Below are 17,391 nucleotides of genomic sequence, written 5' to 3' on the forward strand. Positions count from 1 at the left end.
CTGCCTTTGATTATGGCTTCTCTGACTTGATATATTGATTAATCGCTTCTTCCGCTTCCCGTAGAGCGGTGTTTACATCCTTTTTGCTCTCGGCATATTCTTTAAATTTATCTACAAGAATCCCTCTAGATTTCGTGTAGAAGTTTGAATACGGAGGCGCTGCAGGAGCCGGCTTGCTTTTAAAAATACTCTGAATCTTCTTATCCTTGAAGGCCTCATTGCCTTTCAAAAATTCAGCGCTGAATTTGGGATCCTTCATCAGCGGCAGCTTGCCCGCTCTAGAGCTCATCAGCTGCACTTCGTCCGAGAACATAACCTCCAGCACTCGCATCGCGTCTTCTTTATGCTTACTCGTCTTGCTGATGGTTGTCACATTAATATCGTATGCCCCATAAAGATTCGGTTTGTTCGGGTAGCTCGGATACTGGGCCACATCCCAATTCAGGGTAGGGTCTGCTGTCAACTTATCGAACAAATTAATGGTCGTCAGCATCGCTACCGTCTTATCTTTAATAAACCGGTCCGTAATGCTCCCTTTCATAATGCCTTCCTTAGGCTTATTGCCAGGTATGTCATATATGCGTTTCCCCGTTTCGAACACTTGCTTGTAAGGCTCACTGTTAGCATCGGTTTTATCTGTTCGTCCGTCCACAATACCTAGCGACTGGGGAGTCAACATTCGGGTTAAGTAATCGGGATCTAATCCGAGATACTGAGTCCCTCCATCCTCTCGTGTCACTTTCTTAGCCAAGTCAATGGTTTCATCCCAGGTCATGCCATCCTTCGGATAGGGGACCCCGAATCGGTCGAAGATGTCTTTATTGTAGTAAGTAACATAAATTTGCACCCAATTCGGCAGGCCATAGAGCAGTCCGCTCTTTGTTGCGGCTTTGACACTTTCAAGGGCTCCTGGATCAAACCGCCCTAAATCCATGTTCATCTTCTTAGCAAGTGGAGTGATGTCCTCGAACAACCCCATATCGTCATATTGGGGCATTAATCCGTTCCAGACCGAGACCAGGTCGATTTCTTCACCTGCTGTTATGGCCTTCTCTACCGATGATTTGGATAAAAATTCGAGCGTAATGTGCGGATATTTTTTCTGAACAGGGTCTTGAACCAGCGTCTTGAAATCCTCATCGGTCCAATAGGCCTGAGTCTGATATACTTTAAGCGTAACGGGCTCGAGCTTTTCCTGAGTCTTGGCTTGTTCTTGCGGTTTGGCTTCAGCATCTATTGTAGTTGTTTTCTGAGTACAGCCTTCCGTTATAGCAGCAACTAAAATCATCGCGAGAGTTACGTTTAATCCTTTTTTTAAGGGATACATAGTATGAACTCCTCACTTCATTGATTTTTTCCGTTCGAGCATCTTATGGCCTCTAGCCTGTATAACCGAGCGCACGGTATCCGACATTCAAGCCCCCGTCCAAGGATGCATTCCGTTCATCCCCTTCCGCTTAATATGCAATTGAAGCTATTTCTTAGGTGCAGGGTAATCCTTTTGCGTTAAGACATTCAGCTTATTCCCATCAGAAGTTAACAGCACCTGACCATGAAAGGCCGTGACATAGGTATCGATATGATTTTTTTGATAGTTTAGCAGCTGCTTGTAATTATTGAATTTGTTGTAGCTGATGACAGATACCTTTGGCGATACTGTGCTCAGCCAAGACTGTGATGACGAACTTGATATTCCGTGGTGCGGCGCATCCATGAAATCAGCTTTGAGCTTGTCACCGAAGCGTTCGATTAATTCTACCTCCCGTTCCCGGTGTATATCTCCCGTAAATAAGAAGCTCGTATCCTTATAATTTAGCTTCAGCAGCATTGAGGCATTGTTCACTTCATCCAACTCGAACTTTTTGACGGCTCCTGGCAGCTCTCCCTTTCGGGGATTCAACACCTCAACCCTCACCTGCTGCCCTAGCTGAAACTGATCATTTTCCTGTAAGTATGCGGTTTTGATTTTCTTGGATTGAACTACCGACATCGTGTTCCGATAGGCAGCCCATTCTACGGGCTTCTCATCCTCCAAGTAGAACATATCGACCGGAATTTGTTTGAAAACGCTATCAAAACCACCGATATGATCAGGATGCGGATGCGTATTGACGGCTATGTCGATTTTATTAATTCCCAGCTTCGACAAAGCGTTCACTACCTGAGGCCCAACCTCAGGAATTCCCGCATCGATGACCATCGTCTTGCCGTCGGGTGATTGAATGATAATACAGTCACCGGAAGGTTCCTTGTTCTCCAGATCCAGATATCTCACTGTGAGAAGCCCCTTGTACGATGAGGCAGCATATAAGCCATCTAGCCTATCCACAGGTACAGACGATTTGGGCGGAGGATTTGCCGTCATCTCTTGACTCTTGCTGCAGCCAGAGCAGATCATAACCGTCAACCATAGCGCAGCGACGGATCGTGTTAACAACCTGGGGATTTCCATCGTTAACTTATCTCCTCCTTTCTCATTTAAGAGAAAAGTACAATCCTATATTTCCACGCTTAATCCATCATAAGCGCATGTCACACCCATGCTTTGAAAATAGGCTGCGATCTCCTCATGCGGATCTACGCACTGATGGGAATAATGAGTAGCCCAAACGGGTGTCGTCTCTGTAATAACCTCCAACTCACGCATGCGATCGAGCATCAATTGGAAGTCTCCGAAGCTTAGATGGGTTTTGGCTTGCTGACGCGTGCCGAGCGTGGCCTCCATCACGACCGCATCCAGCCGCAAGCCCGCTAGCTGACTCCAAGCTTCCTCCCGGTAATATCCCGTGTCAGCAGCATAAAGCAGCTTCACTCTGCCATCATCAACGATGTAGTTCATCGCATCCCCGATAGATGGAATGTGAGAGGCCTCAATCGACTGTATTTTATAGGGAGACAGCTCAAGCTGTCGTCCTGCGGAGAAAGGAATCCTTCTAATCTCAGCAGACTTGTCCTTGCCTCCCGAAAAATCCCACATAGTGAGCACGGATGGACCTGCCACGACGGTTAGCTCCTGCAAATCTGTCGATAGACGAAACATTCGTTGACGAAGCTTAAGATTCAGCGCGTTGAAATGATCCTCATGACTGTGTGTGACGAGCAAATACTTAAGCTCAACAAGGGAAATGCCGAGGTCTGCGCAAGCGGCATACAAATCCGGTCCGATGTCTATGAGCAGGTCATCATTAATCAGCATCGACTGTCTTTTGCGAATGTTTTTTCCTTTTTCTTTTCGCGCATGCTCGCAGGTTTTGCAGGCACAGAAGGGAAATGGAATTCCTTCCGCAGCGGCGGTACCCAAAAAAGTGATTTTCATCTAAAGCCCTCCTTCACGGTAGACCCTAAGCTATACTTCACGGCTGATTCATTATACTATATGAATATTATAGGTCAGCATTTTACGGGGTATCAATAGAACCATTTTCAGTTTATATAACTATATTCAAATTATGAAGGAAAAGAGGAAAATCTTAACATGATTCGACATGGTAACGTGTATATGACTATCACGGAGCTGGAGCACAAGCTGCCCGTATATCTGAATTGCATAGGTAAATGGCGAAATCAGTACCGGATTGAGCGTGAGAATGGGTACACGGATTATCAGTGGATTCAATGTACAAGAGGACAAGGCATGCTGGATCTGAATGGAACGGAGCATTTCATCAATCAAGGGCAAGGCATGCTGCTATTTCCTGACGAGCCACATGAATATTACGCCACCATCGAGCCTTGGGAAGTGAATTGGATGGCCTTTAACGGAAGCTACGTGAGTGAAATATTGCACTCCTTGGATTTTGTCAGCAGCCGCATTCTGACCTTTGCCAATCCAGACCCAATTCTCCAGAAGCTGTTTCAGCTCAGGTCTGTTGCCGAAGCCACCGATCCGATGAAAAGCTTGAAGTGCTCGTCCCTTACTTACGAGATTATTCTTGATCTATACCGTTATGGAGCCCATACCGATATCCGTTCCAGACAGCAGTATTTCGAACAGTTGGCCCCTGCCCTTCGATATATTGAGGATCACTACCATAAGGCTATCACGCTGGAGGACTTGGCATCCAAGCTTTCAGTGACCCCGCAGCATACTTGCAGCCTCTTTCAAGCTACACTTGGAGTGCGACCTTTCGAATATGTCACCAAAATTAGGCTGCGTAAAGCCAAAGAGCTCCTGATGCGTCAGCAGGAGTTGGATATTAACGAAGTAGCACGTAAAGTCGGATATGAACATACGAGCTATTTTAATAAAGTGTTCAAGCGCGAAGAAGGTATGACGCCTGGCGCTTTCCGCAAGAAATTATAGGCGGGATCGTTTGGACATAAAAAAACACCCCTGTCGGGGTGCTGAGATTGACGAGAAACCCATGAAGTTTCAGAGGTGTACGAGTTACTCCGGTGGGGTATCCCCTTCCAGCCACTGTTGTTATCGGGAAATTTTTAATTTATTCGCTTTACAGCAGTGACTTCTCGATAACAAAGGTGGACGCTTCGCTCCTCCAGGGGGATACCCCACCTCCCGACATCCTTCATCTTCTGAATAATTGAGTTTCTCCATAGACTCAACCCCCCTGTCGGGGTGCTGGGATTTATTCTTAGTCAAATAATGGCGTAGATAAGTAACGCTCACCATTATCCGGCATGATCACAACGATATTCTTGCCTTTATTTTCTGAACGCTTGGCAAGCTGGACAGCGGCAAATGCAGCAGCACCCGATGAAATGCCCACCAGCAAGCCTTCTGTTTTAGCAAGCTGGCGAGTGGTCTGGAATGCTTCTTCGTTCTTCACTTTATAGATTTCATCAACAATCTCCCGATTGAACACACTGGGTACAAAACCTGCTCCGAGACCCTGCAGCTGATGAGCCCCCCGCTTACCTCCTGATAGTACTGCCGAATCGAATGGCTCTACTGCAACGATCTGCACAGACGGCTTTTTCTTCTTCAACGTCTCGCCGACACCAGTAACCGTTCCTCCAGTTCCTACGCCGCTTACGAAAATATCTACTTCGCCGTCCGTATCGCGCCAAATTTCTTCAGCAGTAGTGACTCTGTGAATTTGCGGATTAGCCGGATTATCGAATTGCTGAGGGATAAACGAATGCGGAATTTCTGCAGCTAACTCCTCTGCTTTACGCATGGCTCCCGGCATTCCTTCCGCTGCTGGAGTGAGGACTAATTCTGCTCCGAGTGCTTGTAAAATTTTTCTACGCTCGATACTGAACGATTCGGGCAAAGTAATAATAAGCTTATATCCCAAAGCAACGGCTGCAAACGCGAGACCGATGCCTGTATTACCGCTAGTAGGCTCGATAATAACCGAATCCTTGTGCAGAACGCCTCTTTCCTCAGCATCCTTAATCATTGCATATCCAATACGGTCCTTCACACTTCCAGCCGGATTAAAGTATTCCAATTTAGCAATTAATGCAGCTTCCAGCTGCTGCGTTTGGCTGAATTTGGCTAGCTGAAGCAGTGGTGTATTTCCGATAAGATCGGTCAAGTTATTGGCTATATTCCGCATATAGACCCCTCCTATGAAACAATTATTGTATGATTTGAAACAATTATTATATAATTCCCTATCACATGGTATTCAAATCTTAACACCAAAAAAAAAGAAAGTAAAATAGCGGAGCTGCATCACTACCATTATTACTGCTGTTTTTGGTAAATTTCATAGATATAGGGTCTACATCAAATACTTTCAATAGGATTGCCAATAAAATTAGGGACCAGCTTTTTACCGTTAATACAAAAACTTCTGCCATCCAATGTAATATAAAAAGGCCCCTTATGGCTGTATGAGCCAGAAAGGGGCCTTCAAGTTCCTATTTGCTTATTGAGGCATCAAGCGGGTCGATACCCCGATGCGGTTCCATGCATTGATCGTGACGATCTGCATAATGATTTCTGCGATTTGCTTCTCATTAAAGTAGCTCTCTACTTCCTCGTACACTTCGTCAGGTACGTGTGTCTCAGCCAAAAGCGTGATCGACTCCGTCAGAGCAAGCACCGCACGTTCCGCATCCGAGAAGAAAGGAGTCTCTCTCCAAGCATTCAATGCATAAATACGCTGCTCCGTTTCACCAAGCTTGCGTGCTTCCTTGGTGTGCATATCGATACAAAATGCGCAAGCGTTCACCTGAGAAGCACGAATTTTAATGAGCTCCCTCAGCTTCTTATCAATACTTGTGCCTTCCACATATTGTTCGAGCCCCAGCATCGCTTGATAACCCTCTGGAGCGACTTGATTCATGAATAGTCTTGTTTTCATTGAAATGGCCTCCTCATATCCCGTTCCTATGGGATTGTTTTTGTCTTTACACTAACTAAGACAACCGAGAAGCCGTTTTGTGACAACCAAACTATATAATAAAGAAAAAACTTTTTAAGCACTAGCTGAATAAACTGCAGAAGCTTTTTTGCGCCGGATCATCAATAGATAGCATACGACAGCACCAACATCGGCTGCAGCAATAACAATCCCCATAGGTACAGCTGTCCCGCTTCCTCCGAGCCCGACAAGCGGAGCTACAACGCCCCCGGCAATGAACGACAGCAATCCCAGAAGAGCGGATGCACTTCCCGCAGCTTGCGCTTGATTCTGCATCGCAAGGGCAAACGAGGTTGCGCTTACGATACCCACGCTTGACACGACAAAGAACAATGGCACCAATATAGCGTACAATCCCGCCCCGACAAGGATCATGGCAAGCAGTGTTACACCTCCGAGCATAGCCAACACGAGTCCGCTAACAAGCAGCTTTTTTTCACCAAGCTTCCCGGCCAGCCTTCCAGTAATTTGCCCCGCAATAATAATGCCAAGCCCATTAATCGCAAAGAACATACTATACATTTGCGGCGAAGCGCCGAAAATATTTTGAATGACAAACGGTGAACCGGATATATATGCGAACATAGCGGCGATTACAAGTCCCTGGGACAATGCATAGCCCATGAACATCCGGTCACTTGCCAAGCTTCGAAAGGTTTTGAGCGTATTGGTGATACCTCCTTTGGAGCGCCGCTGTACCGGTAGCGTTTCGGGAAGGCCAAATATAACGGCTAGCAGCATGAGCACACCGAACACGCTTAACACGACGAATACACCCGGCCAGGCCGTGGCACGCAATAGTTGCCCCCCGGCAATGGGAGCAAAAATTGGAGCAACACCGTTGACTAGCATCAACAAGGAGAAAAACTTCGTCAGCTCCGTGCCCGAATACATATCTCTTACGATAGCGCGAGAAATAACAATACCTGCGGCACCGGCAAAACCTTGAATAAATCGAAGTGCAATCAACGCCCAGATGGATGGACTAAACGCACATAAGAGCGAAGCAACCGTATAGACGAGCAATCCGGCAATAAGCGGCATACGGCGACCTCTAACATCGCTTAGAGGACCGGCCAACAGTTGACCGAGCGATAACCCGAGCAAACAAAACGTGAGACTAAGCTGGGCAAGTGAAGTTGTAGTATGAAGATCGTCCGCAAGCGTCGGCAGCGCCGGCAAATACATATCGATGGACAGCGGTCCGAAGGATGCCAACGCCCCCAGCACCAGTGCCATCCACAGCCGCCGCGAACGCGCGGATGATGATAAATCATCAATATGATGTTCAGTCATAGGATCAAACCTTTCTTTCCTTCTCTTTTATTAGACAACTAATTACTTTGCTGCATTACCTCCAAATCGGTGTGCATTTGCAGCAATAACCGCCTGAACAGCAGCTTTTCCTCCAGACTAAAATGCTCAAAGCATTTGTCTTCAATGACATGCAGAGCTCCCTTAACTTTCTCCGTGGCAAATCGCCCTTTGTCCGTAAGGTACACTCTGGATACACGTTGATCGTCAGGGTCAGTTCTCCTTTCGACCAGTCCTACCTTCTCCATGCGAGTAATCATAACGGTAAGAGTTGCCGGCTGCACATGAATTCTGGAAGCGAGCTCCTTCTGAATTTGGCCATCCTGCTCTGCCAATCTTAATAGCAGCGGGGGTTGACCTGGATATACTTCATATTCTTGGATCAGCTTGTCGATACTCTGTCGATGAAGCTTCAAAACATGCTTCATGAGATGCGTCAGAGCATCCGTATGTTGGAAATTCATGGCCGACCCCACCTTTTTAATTAGTCAACTAATCAAATGCTAGTGTAGAGGAATGAGCTGACTTCGTCAACCTTTTTTCTAGAGATAATCTCATTAGTTTTCGCGAAAATAATGTGAGTTTTAGCTATGTTGGGACTAGCTTAATTTCGCTAAGCTTAAGAAGAAGACGCTTCCATTCCTTCGACGGAACGGCCTGCGTCCCATCAATAAAACAGGAGGTGAAAGGCTCAAGTTAACGCCCTGCGGTTATCGTTTATTACAGCAGCAGCAATACCTATCTAAGGAGGATGTTTAATGATGAAAGGCTCAAGAACCCCATTTGGTTGGCTTAGAAGCCGCACCATGTCCGTATCGGTTTTGTTTTTGCTATGCTTTACGCTGGTTCCGTTTTTCGCCGTCTCCACGGCATTTGCAGCAACCAAAACCGTACCTGCCGGAGATGTTACAACGCTTCGCAGTTATTTGTCCAGCGCTCAACCTGGAGATATTATTGAAGTTTCCGGCACATACAACATCTCGAACGGTACCCTCGCCACTTCTGTAAGCGGTTCCAACGGCAATTATATTACCATTCGCGGGACTGGCAGCGGGGCTACGTTTAATTTTACCGCTTCGGCAGGCAATGCCGCGGTTCATGTCAAACACAACTATTATAAATTGGAGAACCTGACGATCAATTCCAATTCGAATTCCAATAAAGGGCTCTTAATCGAAGCGTCCCACGGCTATGTAACGAACGTAACCGTTAAGAACACATTAGCCGAAGGCTTCAAAATCCGTAAAAACAGCCAATATTGGCTGCTGCAAAACTGCTCCGCACAAAATACTGGTCAAAGCGGCAAATTCGGCGAGGGCTATTATGTCGGGGATGCTGACCAAAACTGGACGACAGCACCTAATGCCGACCAAAGCGGATACATTACGTTCCTCAACTGCAGTGCCATCCAAACGAAAAATGACGGCTTCGACTTCAAGGAAGGCACGCATGACATTAAAGTTATAGGCGCCAACATTGACTTCCAAAATACCGTTCCCGAATCGACTGTAGGCAATAACGGATTGTTCATCCGGGCTAATAACGTGCAGGTCATCAACACGGCCATCAAAAATAACGCAGGTACCGGGCAAGGGATCAGAGGTAACAAAATGACCGCTTCCGACAACAACTCCTACGGCAGCAATTTGGAGATGAAGGCTTTAACCGGAGACAACCTGGCTGGTTCCCTTATTTATACAAGCTTCACCAACAATAAGCTGTATACGGACTATACTTCCACCAATGTTGCAGGAGGTCTGTATGCATCCGGCTCCAACACAGCTACATCCGCGAGCCCTTCTTCCTTCGTAGAAATGACATGGAGCGGTGAAGGCGGCGATACTTACAGCAGCGGTTCCACACCTACGCCTACTAATCTTGCCCTGAATAAAACCGCCACTGCATCGACCGAATGGAGCACTACCTATGCTGCAGGTAAAGCAGTAGACGGCTCCACTAGCACTCGTTGGGCTTCCGCTTCCGGAACAAGTGCAGACCAATGGTTGAGAGTCGATCTCGGTTCTAGTCAAACTTATAGCAAAGTCATCATTAAAGAAACCAATTATGCCAATATCACATCTTTCAAGCTGCAATCGTCGAGTGACGGCTCTACGTTCACCGATATTACTACCGGCACAACCATCGGCGCTTCCAAAACGGTCACCTTCTCTCCAGTAACATCCCGCTACATCCGTTTGTATGTCGTATCCGCTTCCGATGAAGCGAATGTCAATGAATTTGAAGTGTACGCCAATTAATTTGGTTATAAAATGAAGAAAGCCTATCTTCCGAAGGGTATTTCCCTGACGAAGGTAGGCTTTTTTAAAGTGCCGAGCAAAAAATTATAGGATTTAATCTTTTAAATTACTTACGAGTTAACTCTTCTACTCTATTAAAAATTAATGTTTGATTGTTTGGCAATTTCATATCAGCATGAAAATGACCGAAATACCAATGTTTGTAATATAATCGTTCTTTAATATTATCTAAATATATATTCAACTCATCTATTTCAATATTTATTCTTAAGTCTTGTGTAAATAATTCGATTGTAGATGCTGGGCATGTATGAGTTACAACGAAATCTACATTCCAATTGTGCTTCTCTAGATTCTTTAGTCCTTCAATATATTCTTCATTACTTGGCATTTCTCGTGCCCACCAGTTAATGTTCTCTTTTCTAAATTCTTTATCATGAGATCGAGCCCCTCCAAAAGTGAAGAACTTAGATCCATTGATTGTAAATACTTGCCCTCTCATCAAATGGATTATACTCTCGTGAATTACGTGTACTTTCCCGCCATTCCAGATTTCCACCGAATAGCTATCAAGCATTAACCCCTCCCTCAAACCATACAGCAGCACGTTACTGCGTCCATAGTCCCAATCTGAGAAATAGGCCTTGGAAAAATGCAACATTTCGCATATGCGTGAGTCTAATAACATGTACTCTGTCGAAAAGGGGGTTATAGTGCTACATATTCCGAGAATTTTGCGGAGAGCTGCAATGAATAGCTGCTCTCATCCGTTCGATCATGACGGTTAATGTCACAACGATTATTGTTTAGAGGTGAAAGATGAAGTTAAGGTTAGTTACTACATTGTTATCGCTGCTGCTTATCGCCCTGCTGATCCCTGCCTTCGCATCTGCCGCTCCTCAAGGTTCGGCCGTAGGCATACCTTTATATTTTAACGGGAAGCAATTGAATCCCGAAGTTGCACCACGAATTATTAAGGATGTGACCATGGTTCCCGTCCGCATCATAGCCGAAGAGCTGGGCTCTAAGGTGACCTGGAATCAAGCACAACAACAAGTTACCATTACCAAGGATTCGATGAGCATTCAAATGGTTATCGATAAGCCTTCAGCAACCGTGAATGGGGTCAAGCTACCTTTGGATTCCGCTCCTTTGCTGATTGAAGGTAATACGCTGCTCCCTGTTCGCTTTATTGCCGAGAACATGGGAATCGAAGTCAATTGGAACGATGTAGCTCGAGCTGTCTATTTGAAAGAAACCAAGACGGGATCGGGTTCTACAGAAACGGTACTTCCTCCAACCGGACAACCAGATAAGACGGACAAGCCTGCAACGGATGCTAACGGGAAGCCTTTGCCTGTTATCCAATCGATTGAAATGACTCCAACTCAACTGCTTATTAAAGCAGATTCTGGAACGCTTCAGCCTAGTGTCTTTTCACTGCGCGATCCTAATCGGATTGTTATCGATATTCCGAATGCTGTGTTGAACCCGTCTATGTACAAGAATGAAGTTACCAAAAGCGGAGACACTGTATCCAACAACGTATATGTATCTAATGTTCGCTATTCTTTATTTAATAACAATCCTTATTCCGTTCGCGTTGTTTTGGATATGAAGGAATCCATCGACCTTAAGTGGGAATCCGGGTTTAATACAGCTGCGCTGGTAGGTGTACTTAATAAAGCCAAATATAAGGTCGTTATTGATCCGGGTCACGGAGACCAAGATCCAGGTGCCAAAGCCGTTAACGGCCGTAACGAAAAAGAATTCAACCTCATTATGGGGTTAAAAGTGTATAACCTGCTTCAAAAAGAAGCGCAAATCCAGCCTTCCATGACGCGCAATGACGATACGTTCATTCCGCTGGATGACCGCGGCAAGTTCGCCAACGACCTTAACGCCGATGCTTATGTTTCCATTCATGGTAACAGTTACCTATCGACATCCACAGGAACGGAAACGTATTATTACAAGTCGGATAGTGTTGAGTTTGCTAACATCATGCATAAGCATTTAGCGGCTGCGACTGGATTGCCCGACCGGGGAGTGCGTCAAGAAGCTTTCCGCGTGGTAAAAATAACAAACATGCCAGCCGTGCTGCTGGAAGTCGGTTACCTGTCCAACGCGCGGGATACCGAGCTCATGTTTGACGAAGCATTCCAAGATCGGGTTGCCGAAGCCATCGTGGCCGGAATTAAAGAGCAGCTCAACATTCAGTAAGGTAAAAAGGCGGTGATTTTCAAATGCAAAAACATATAGTTCGCGGTTTGATTCTTACAGGAGCCGTAGCATTGGTTTTATCCGGATGCGGTCAAAAGCCGTTAAGCAATGGAGGAGCCTCTCAAGGCTCCGGGAACCCTGCTGTCAACAGCCAGGCTACTCCAACTCCTACTCCTCCGGAAGCTCAGCAAAATGCCAAAAAGGAGCCCCTAACCAAACAAATCAAAGCTTATTATGGGGACGATCAGGCAGAGAAGCTAGTTGAGAAAGAAGTCACTATCAACTACAACGAGGATAAGGACAAGTATACCGCAGCGCTTTGGACTCTAAAGAAGGCTCCTGAGAACAGCAATCTCGTTCCTCTGGCTCAAGCGCTTGGATTTAAATCCGCGGTCCTTAAGGATGGTACGCTCACACTGGACATGACCATATCCGGCGAAGGGCGTCTAGGTGCTCCGGGTGAATCCATGCTGCTGCAAGCGATTCAAAAAACGTTATTCCAATTCCCGGAAGTTAATTCCATCGAAATACTGGTTGACGGTAAAGCCGTAGACTCGCTAATGGGTCATATGGATCTGCCTCATCCGATCAAGCGTTAATTGCACTACCAAAGAAGCAGATTGCCTCGGCAGTCTGCTTTTTTTATTGCATTCGTTTCTGTGGATGAAATAGCTGGGGATAACTCTTGTTGTGGATATGTTTATAAGTGAACTCCGATTTATGCACAGCTTGACTTTAGAAGCTGTTGATAATGTGGATAATGATGTTGATAACCATCATTTCCTCGATACAGACGAGGTATCATTATAGTACAAAACCAACCCATTTGAAAAGCTAAATTTTGCTGTACACAGGCATAGAACATTATGTCGAAAAAACGCGAAATGACAGCAGTATTTATGTTAAAATAGTTGTACTTCCTCACGAGGGTGATTGTATGACTATTCTGCTCATTTTTCTCATGATCGCTGCCATAGTATTATTCATTACCAAGTCGCATAATCCGTCTGCGTATTGGATGGGATTTGTTCTGGTCGGCTGGTTTCTTAGTATGGCCGGGTTGATCCTCTTCATAGCTAAATACGGGGGATTTTATTATAAGGTGAATATTGTGCTGTTCTTCAATGATAGCATCCGTAATTTTCTACTGGATTTGCCTATCAAGATCGAAGGTATTAGCCGCATGATCACGATCGGCCGGTCTTTGTTCGTCTTCAGCCTGATCGGGTTATCCGTTTCTCTTTTCTACTATCGACCCTTTAAGCAGCTATGGAAAATTTTTGCCCTCAACACTCTGCTTCCGATTGCTAATATCATCTTCTATGATCCGATCATCTACAAATGGGCTCTTACAGTCCTTGATCGCAACGTTACGTATATTATCGGCTGGGTCACCCGCGGCTGGCTCGTGGTTTCACTTCTCGTTGCCTTGTCGCTTATGATCGGCAAGTATCGTAAAATGACGATCCCCTGGGTCAAGAAACAAAGCAAGCATATATTGTACGGCGTTGTTTCCCTGGTGCTGTTTTATTTTTACCTTGGCTTTATGGGGCCGCTGCAGGTATTCGACGTACGAACCTACTATGTGCTTTATTCGGACTTTTCCAATTTCAATCCCCCTCTCTCGTTATTCGGCTGGTACGCCAGCATTGTCTTTACAGGTGTTTTGTCGCTTGTCAGCATCCTTTCTATTTGGCGCTATACTGAAGTAGAGAAGACCATGGGTAAAAGTGATCTTCAGCTTCAGCGCAAGCTGAATACCGCCAACATGGGGGCGAGAGTGTTCACCCATGCCATTAAAAATCAGCTGCTCATGATTCAACTGCTGATTCAGCAGGCCAAAGAGCAAGGAGCCATTCAGGGTGCCTCACCATCTAATGATTCAATGCAACCGCTTACCAAAGCAGGAGATATCGTATCTCACACACTCGGGAGACTGGATCAGCTCTACGATTCATTCAAGACGAATCAGCTGCACCTGAGACCCGTTGCCGTTCGTCCCCTCATGGAGCTGACATTGGAACGATTGAAGGTTGTTCCCGAGCATGTCGATCTGCAGGCCGTCCTCCCTGATAGCGACTGTATGGTATTGGCGGATTTGGAACACTTGTCGGAAGCTTTATACAACTTGGTGATCAACGCTATCGAAGCCATTGACGATGATACGGGGGGCGTTGTTCAGGTCAACAGCTATGTGGAGGAGAACTGGGTCATTATCCAAATCATCGACGATGGTCCCGGTATCGAATCTGAGCTTCAAGAAACGATCTTCGATCCATTCTATACGAACAAGAATACGACCAGAAACTGGGGAGTCGGACTGTCTTTCAGCAAGCATATCGTGTTAGGCCATTACGGCCGCATCCATCTCGACAGCAAACCAGGCGAAGGAAGCACATTTCAAATCATTCTTCCATTGTACGTGTTGAAATCCTAGTAAAAAGAGAGTTGGTGACCGAATGAACCCGATACGAATTATTGTGGCGGAAGATCTGGATGTGCTGCGCGAGCATTTTTGCCAGTTGATCGGGCGTGAGAACGATATGACCGTGGTCGCTCAAGCCTCCAGCGGGAAGCAGGTATTACAGCATTTGCAGGAGCATCAGGCCGACATCGTCGTAATGGACATTGAGATGGACATGAAGAACGACGGGATTATTACAGCCGAGAAGGTGCTTATGCAGTATCCTCATATGAAAATTATTTTTCTTACCGTGCATGAGGATGACGAAACCGTGTTTAATGCTTTTGAAACCGGCGCTGTCGATTATGTGCTCAAGACCAGCTCTCCTGAGGTCATCATGTCCAGCATTCGCAATTCGTACGATGGGATTGTTCAAATCCGGCCTGAATTTTCATATAAAATCAAAAATGAATTTTCACGTATTCGCCGCAATGAAGAAAGTCTTCTGCAAGCTACCATTATCTTGTCCCAAATGACACCAACCGAGCTAGAAATACTGGAGCTTCTCCTGAAAGATATGAAAATCGCCGAAATCGCCAAGTTCCGTCAGGTGGAGCTGTCCACCATCAAAACTCAGATCAATATGATTCTGAAAAAGTTTAACAAAAAAAGGTCTAAGGAAGTCAGCGCTATGCTTCGTGATTTGAATGTGCAGCATTTGATCCATAAAGTAAGAGGAAACAATTAGTTACCTCTATTGAAAATTTCCCGATAACAACAGCGGCTGGAAGGGGATACCCCACCGGAGTAGCACATGTCCTTCTGAAGTTTTATACGTTTCTTAACAATATACACAGCCGAAACCGGCTGTTTTCTTTTTTTACAAAAAATTCATTGACCCAAAATGCGGTTCAGTGATAAGATTGAAAAAATTTACCTACCGCTTTCAATATCTTATACAAACCAAGGAGGAATGAATGACGTGGCCACGTATTACCTGGAACCATCCCGCACCTTCAGTGAATTTTTGTTAATTCCTAATCTGACGACCAAGGAATGCACACCGGCAAATGTTCGTTTGAAAACACCGCTCGTGAAGTTTAAAGAAGGTGAAGATCCGGCGATATCTCTCAATATTCCGTTCTCATCGGCCGTCATGCAGGCCGTGTCCGATCATGGGATGGCCATCGCTTTAGCACGGTGCGGAGGCATTTCATTCATCTTCGGCTCCCAGTCCATAGAGGAACAAACAGAAATGGTTCGCAAGGTCAAAGGATACAAGGCCGGCTTTGTAGTCAGCCGCTCCAATTTGACACCCCAACACACCCTTCAGGATGTGCTCGATTTGAAAGAAAAAACCGGGCATTCCACCGTGGCTATCACGGAGGATGGCACGGCTAGCGGCAAGCTGCTCGGAATCGTCACCAGCCGTGACTACCGTATCAGCCGCGATCCATTAACGAAGCCTATCCACGAATTTATGACTCCTTTCTCTACGCTGATTTATGGTCAATCCGGCATTTCGCTATCGGAAGCGAACAATTTGATCTGGGAACATAAGCTGAACTGCTTACCGATTGTGAATGATCAGCAAAACCTGGAATACCTCGTATTCCGCAAAGACTATGACGCCCATAAAGAAAATCCTCTTGAGCTGCTGGACGGAAACAAAAGCTATATTGTAGGCGCAGGGATCAATACAAAGGACTACATGGAACGCGTTCCTGCTCTTGTCGATGCCGGTGTCGATGCCCTCGTTATCGACTCTTCTGACGGATACAGCGAGTGGCAGCGCGAAACGGTACAATACGTTAAAGCCAATTTTGACGTCAAAATCGGCGCGGGCAACGTGGTCGACCGGGAAGGGTTCCTGTATTTGGTTGAATCCGGAGCTGACTTCGTCAAAGTAGGTATAGGTGGAGGCTCTATCTGCATTACCCGCGAGCAAAAAGGGATCGGCCGCGGACAAGCCTCAGCCATCATGGAGGTAGTAGAAGCGAGAGATCAATACTTCAAGGAAACGGGCATTTATGTACCTATATGCTCGGATGGCGGTATCGTTCACGACTATCACATTACGCTGGCTTTAGCTATGGGAGCCGATTTTGTCATGATGGGTAGATACTTTGCCCGCTTCGACGAAAGTCCGACACGCAAGCTGAGAGTCGGCAACAATTTTGTTAAAGAGTTCTGGGGGGAAGGCTCCAATCGCGCGCGCAATTGGCAGCGGTACGACACCGGCGGCAAAAACAACCTTTTGTTCGAGGAAGGTGTTGATTCGTACGTGCCTTATGCCGGCAGTCTTCAAGAGAACTTGGATAAAACGATTGGCAAAATTAAATCCACTATGTGTAACTGCGGTGCCACAAGTATTGATGAGCTGCAACGAGTAGCCCGAATTACGCTTGTATCGGCGACAAGTCTCGTCGAGGGCGGGGCGCATGATGTTATTTTGAAGGAAAGCAGCTTGTCTGAGGAAAGTCATTAATGCAAGCATTATAAAAAGGAGGGGAATCATCCCCTCCTCAGATTGTAGAGAAACCCATGTTTTTTTAAAACGTTGGGTTTCTTTCTGTATTTAGAGGCTATTTTGAGAAGGCCGGATGGGAGGCTAGGCCTCTTTCGCCTTCCGCTCCAGATGGAATGCAATCTTTTTCATGTTTTGTACGGCTGCTGTCATAAGCGCTTGCTCCGTGACATTTCGAAGCCCCCGCAAACGGCAATAGCGAAACCCATGGAGCTGTTTAGCGTCCGCGAAGCTTCGCTCAATCGTTTCTTTTCGTTTTTGGTAAAGCCGCTTACCGGATCTACTCAACCGGTTTAATCGCACTTGCTCCTTGCTATCTTCCCAAATATG

The 17,391-nt window shown here is 46.0% G+C and carries 16 protein-coding genes; 7 read left to right on the top strand and 9 right to left on the bottom strand.

Annotated features, from left to right (window positions below):
• Positions 1-10: 10 nt before the first annotated feature.
• The 3 genes from BP97_RS0123325 to BP97_RS0123335 all read right to left on the bottom strand — a co-directional run bounded on the left by BP97_RS0123325 (position 11) and on the right by BP97_RS0123335 (position 3,316).
• Entirely contained in the window at positions 11-1,327 is a 1,317-nt protein-coding gene (locus BP97_RS0123325) for an ABC transporter substrate-binding protein (RefSeq protein ID WP_028551287.1), read from the bottom strand.
• A gap of 147 nt (positions 1,328-1,474) precedes the next feature.
• A complete protein-coding gene (locus BP97_RS0123330) occupies positions 1,475-2,452 on the bottom strand; it encodes a ComEC/Rec2 family competence protein (protein WP_028551288.1) in 978 nt (325 codons plus the stop codon).
• A gap of 45 nt (positions 2,453-2,497) precedes the next feature.
• Positions 2,498-3,316, bottom strand: a complete 819-nt coding sequence (locus BP97_RS0123335) for an MBL fold metallo-hydrolase (protein ID WP_028551289.1) — start codon at positions 3,314-3,316, stop codon at positions 2,498-2,500.
• Positions 3,317-3,475: 159 nt separating this feature from the next.
• Between BP97_RS0123335 and BP97_RS0123340 the strand changes: the two genes are divergently transcribed.
• Positions 3,476-4,303, top strand: a complete 828-nt coding sequence (locus tag BP97_RS0123340) for an AraC family transcriptional regulator (protein ID WP_028551290.1) — start codon at positions 3,476-3,478, stop codon at positions 4,301-4,303.
• 289 nt (positions 4,304-4,592) lie between these two features.
• Here the strand turns inward: BP97_RS0123340 and cysK are convergent, their stop codons facing one another.
• The 4 genes from cysK to BP97_RS0123360 all read right to left on the bottom strand — a co-directional run bounded on the left by cysK (position 4,593) and on the right by BP97_RS0123360 (position 8,113).
• Entirely contained in the window at positions 4,593-5,522 is a 930-nt protein-coding gene (gene cysK / locus BP97_RS0123345; RefSeq protein WP_028551291.1) for a cysteine synthase A, read from the bottom strand.
• A gap of 315 nt (positions 5,523-5,837) precedes the next feature.
• Positions 5,838-6,275, bottom strand: coding sequence for a carboxymuconolactone decarboxylase family protein (locus BP97_RS0123350; protein ID WP_028551292.1), 438 nt, complete (start codon positions 6,273-6,275; stop codon positions 5,838-5,840).
• A gap of 114 nt (positions 6,276-6,389) precedes the next feature.
• A complete protein-coding gene (locus BP97_RS0123355) occupies positions 6,390-7,631 on the bottom strand; it encodes a multidrug effflux MFS transporter (RefSeq protein ID WP_036746405.1) in 1,242 nt (413 codons plus the stop codon).
• Between the two features lie 38 nt (positions 7,632-7,669).
• Positions 7,670-8,113, bottom strand: a complete 444-nt coding sequence (locus BP97_RS0123360) for a MarR family winged helix-turn-helix transcriptional regulator (RefSeq protein ID WP_028551294.1) — start codon at positions 8,111-8,113, stop codon at positions 7,670-7,672.
• 294 nt (positions 8,114-8,407) lie between these two features.
• Between BP97_RS0123360 and BP97_RS37195 the strand changes: the two genes are divergently transcribed.
• Complete coding sequence (locus BP97_RS37195; protein WP_197035523.1) at positions 8,408-9,907, top strand: discoidin domain-containing protein; 1,500 nt, start codon at positions 8,408-8,410, stop codon at positions 9,905-9,907.
• A gap of 106 nt (positions 9,908-10,013) precedes the next feature.
• On the opposite strand, the gene BP97_RS37200 is transcribed toward BP97_RS37195, so the two are convergent.
• Positions 10,014-10,484: a hypothetical protein gene (locus BP97_RS37200; RefSeq protein WP_036746406.1), complete on the bottom strand. Its 471-nt coding sequence runs from the start codon at positions 10,482-10,484 to the stop codon at positions 10,014-10,016.
• Positions 10,485-10,726: 242 nt separating this feature from the next.
• Between BP97_RS37200 and BP97_RS0123375 the strand changes: the two genes are divergently transcribed.
• The 5 genes from BP97_RS0123375 (at position 10,727) to BP97_RS0123395 (ending at position 17,022) form a co-directional block, all read left to right on the top strand.
• Positions 10,727-12,130: an N-acetylmuramoyl-L-alanine amidase family protein gene (locus BP97_RS0123375; protein WP_028551295.1), complete on the top strand. Its 1,404-nt coding sequence runs from the start codon at positions 10,727-10,729 to the stop codon at positions 12,128-12,130.
• A gap of 23 nt (positions 12,131-12,153) precedes the next feature.
• Entirely contained in the window at positions 12,154-12,729 is a 576-nt protein-coding gene (locus BP97_RS0123380; RefSeq protein ID WP_028551296.1) for a GerMN domain-containing protein, read from the top strand.
• Positions 12,730-13,067: 338 nt separating this feature from the next.
• The gene (locus BP97_RS0123385; protein WP_028551297.1) at positions 13,068-14,567 is read left to right on the top strand and encodes a sensor histidine kinase; all 1,500 of its coding nucleotides are present in this window, start codon (positions 13,068-13,070) and stop codon (positions 14,565-14,567) included.
• 22 nt (positions 14,568-14,589) lie between these two features.
• The gene (locus BP97_RS0123390; protein WP_028551298.1) at positions 14,590-15,282 is read left to right on the top strand and encodes a response regulator; all 693 of its coding nucleotides are present in this window, start codon (positions 14,590-14,592) and stop codon (positions 15,280-15,282) included.
• Between the two features lie 234 nt (positions 15,283-15,516).
• Positions 15,517-17,022, top strand: a complete 1,506-nt coding sequence (locus BP97_RS0123395) for an IMP dehydrogenase (protein ID WP_028551299.1) — start codon at positions 15,517-15,519, stop codon at positions 17,020-17,022.
• Between the two features lie 123 nt (positions 17,023-17,145).
• Here the strand turns inward: BP97_RS0123395 and BP97_RS0123400 are convergent.
• A partial coding sequence (locus tag BP97_RS0123400) for a transposase (protein ID WP_028550327.1) occupies positions 17,146-17,391 on the bottom strand: 246 nt, incomplete at its 5' end.

This window comes from Paenibacillus sp. UNC451MF, from assembly GCF_000686845.1.
Classification (GTDB): domain Bacteria; phylum Bacillota; class Bacilli; order Paenibacillales; family NBRC-103111; genus Paenibacillus_S.

What these genes read in the sequence shown, in the direction of transcription:
- BP97_RS0123330 (WP_028551288.1), bottom strand. Translation starts at nt 2,452, where the DNA reads ATGGAAATCCCCAGGTTGTTAACACGATCCGTCGCTGCGCTATGGTTG.
- BP97_RS37195 (WP_197035523.1), top strand. Translation starts at nt 8,408, where the DNA reads ATGATGAAAGGCTCAAGAACCCCATTTGGTTGGCTTAGAAGCCGCACC.
- BP97_RS0123355 (WP_036746405.1), bottom strand. Translation starts at nt 7,631, where the DNA reads ATGACTGAACATCATATTGATGATTTATCATCATCCGCGCGTTCGCGG.
- BP97_RS0123360 (WP_028551294.1), bottom strand. Translation starts at nt 8,113, where the DNA reads ATGAATTTCCAACATACGGATGCTCTGACGCATCTCATGAAGCATGTT.
- BP97_RS0123390 (WP_028551298.1), top strand. Translation starts at nt 14,590, where the DNA reads ATGAACCCGATACGAATTATTGTGGCGGAAGATCTGGATGTGCTGCGC.
- cysK (WP_028551291.1), bottom strand. Translation starts at nt 5,522, where the DNA reads ATGCGGAATATAGCCAATAACTTGACCGATCTTATCGGAAATACACCA.
- BP97_RS0123385 (WP_028551297.1), top strand. Translation starts at nt 13,068, where the DNA reads ATGACTATTCTGCTCATTTTTCTCATGATCGCTGCCATAGTATTATTC.
- BP97_RS0123335 (WP_028551289.1), bottom strand. Translation starts at nt 3,316, where the DNA reads ATGAAAATCACTTTTTTGGGTACCGCCGCTGCGGAAGGAATTCCATTT.
- BP97_RS0123325 (WP_028551287.1), bottom strand. Translation starts at nt 1,327, where the DNA reads ATGTATCCCTTAAAAAAAGGATTAAACGTAACTCTCGCGATGATTTTA.
- BP97_RS0123375 (WP_028551295.1), top strand. Translation starts at nt 10,727, where the DNA reads ATGAAGTTAAGGTTAGTTACTACATTGTTATCGCTGCTGCTTATCGCC.
- BP97_RS37200 (WP_036746406.1), bottom strand. Translation starts at nt 10,484, where the DNA reads ATGCTTGATAGCTATTCGGTGGAAATCTGGAATGGCGGGAAAGTACAC.
- BP97_RS0123380 (WP_028551296.1), top strand. Translation starts at nt 12,154, where the DNA reads ATGCAAAAACATATAGTTCGCGGTTTGATTCTTACAGGAGCCGTAGCA.
- BP97_RS0123340 (WP_028551290.1), top strand. Translation starts at nt 3,476, where the DNA reads ATGATTCGACATGGTAACGTGTATATGACTATCACGGAGCTGGAGCAC.
- BP97_RS0123350 (WP_028551292.1), bottom strand. Translation starts at nt 6,275, where the DNA reads ATGAAAACAAGACTATTCATGAATCAAGTCGCTCCAGAGGGTTATCAA.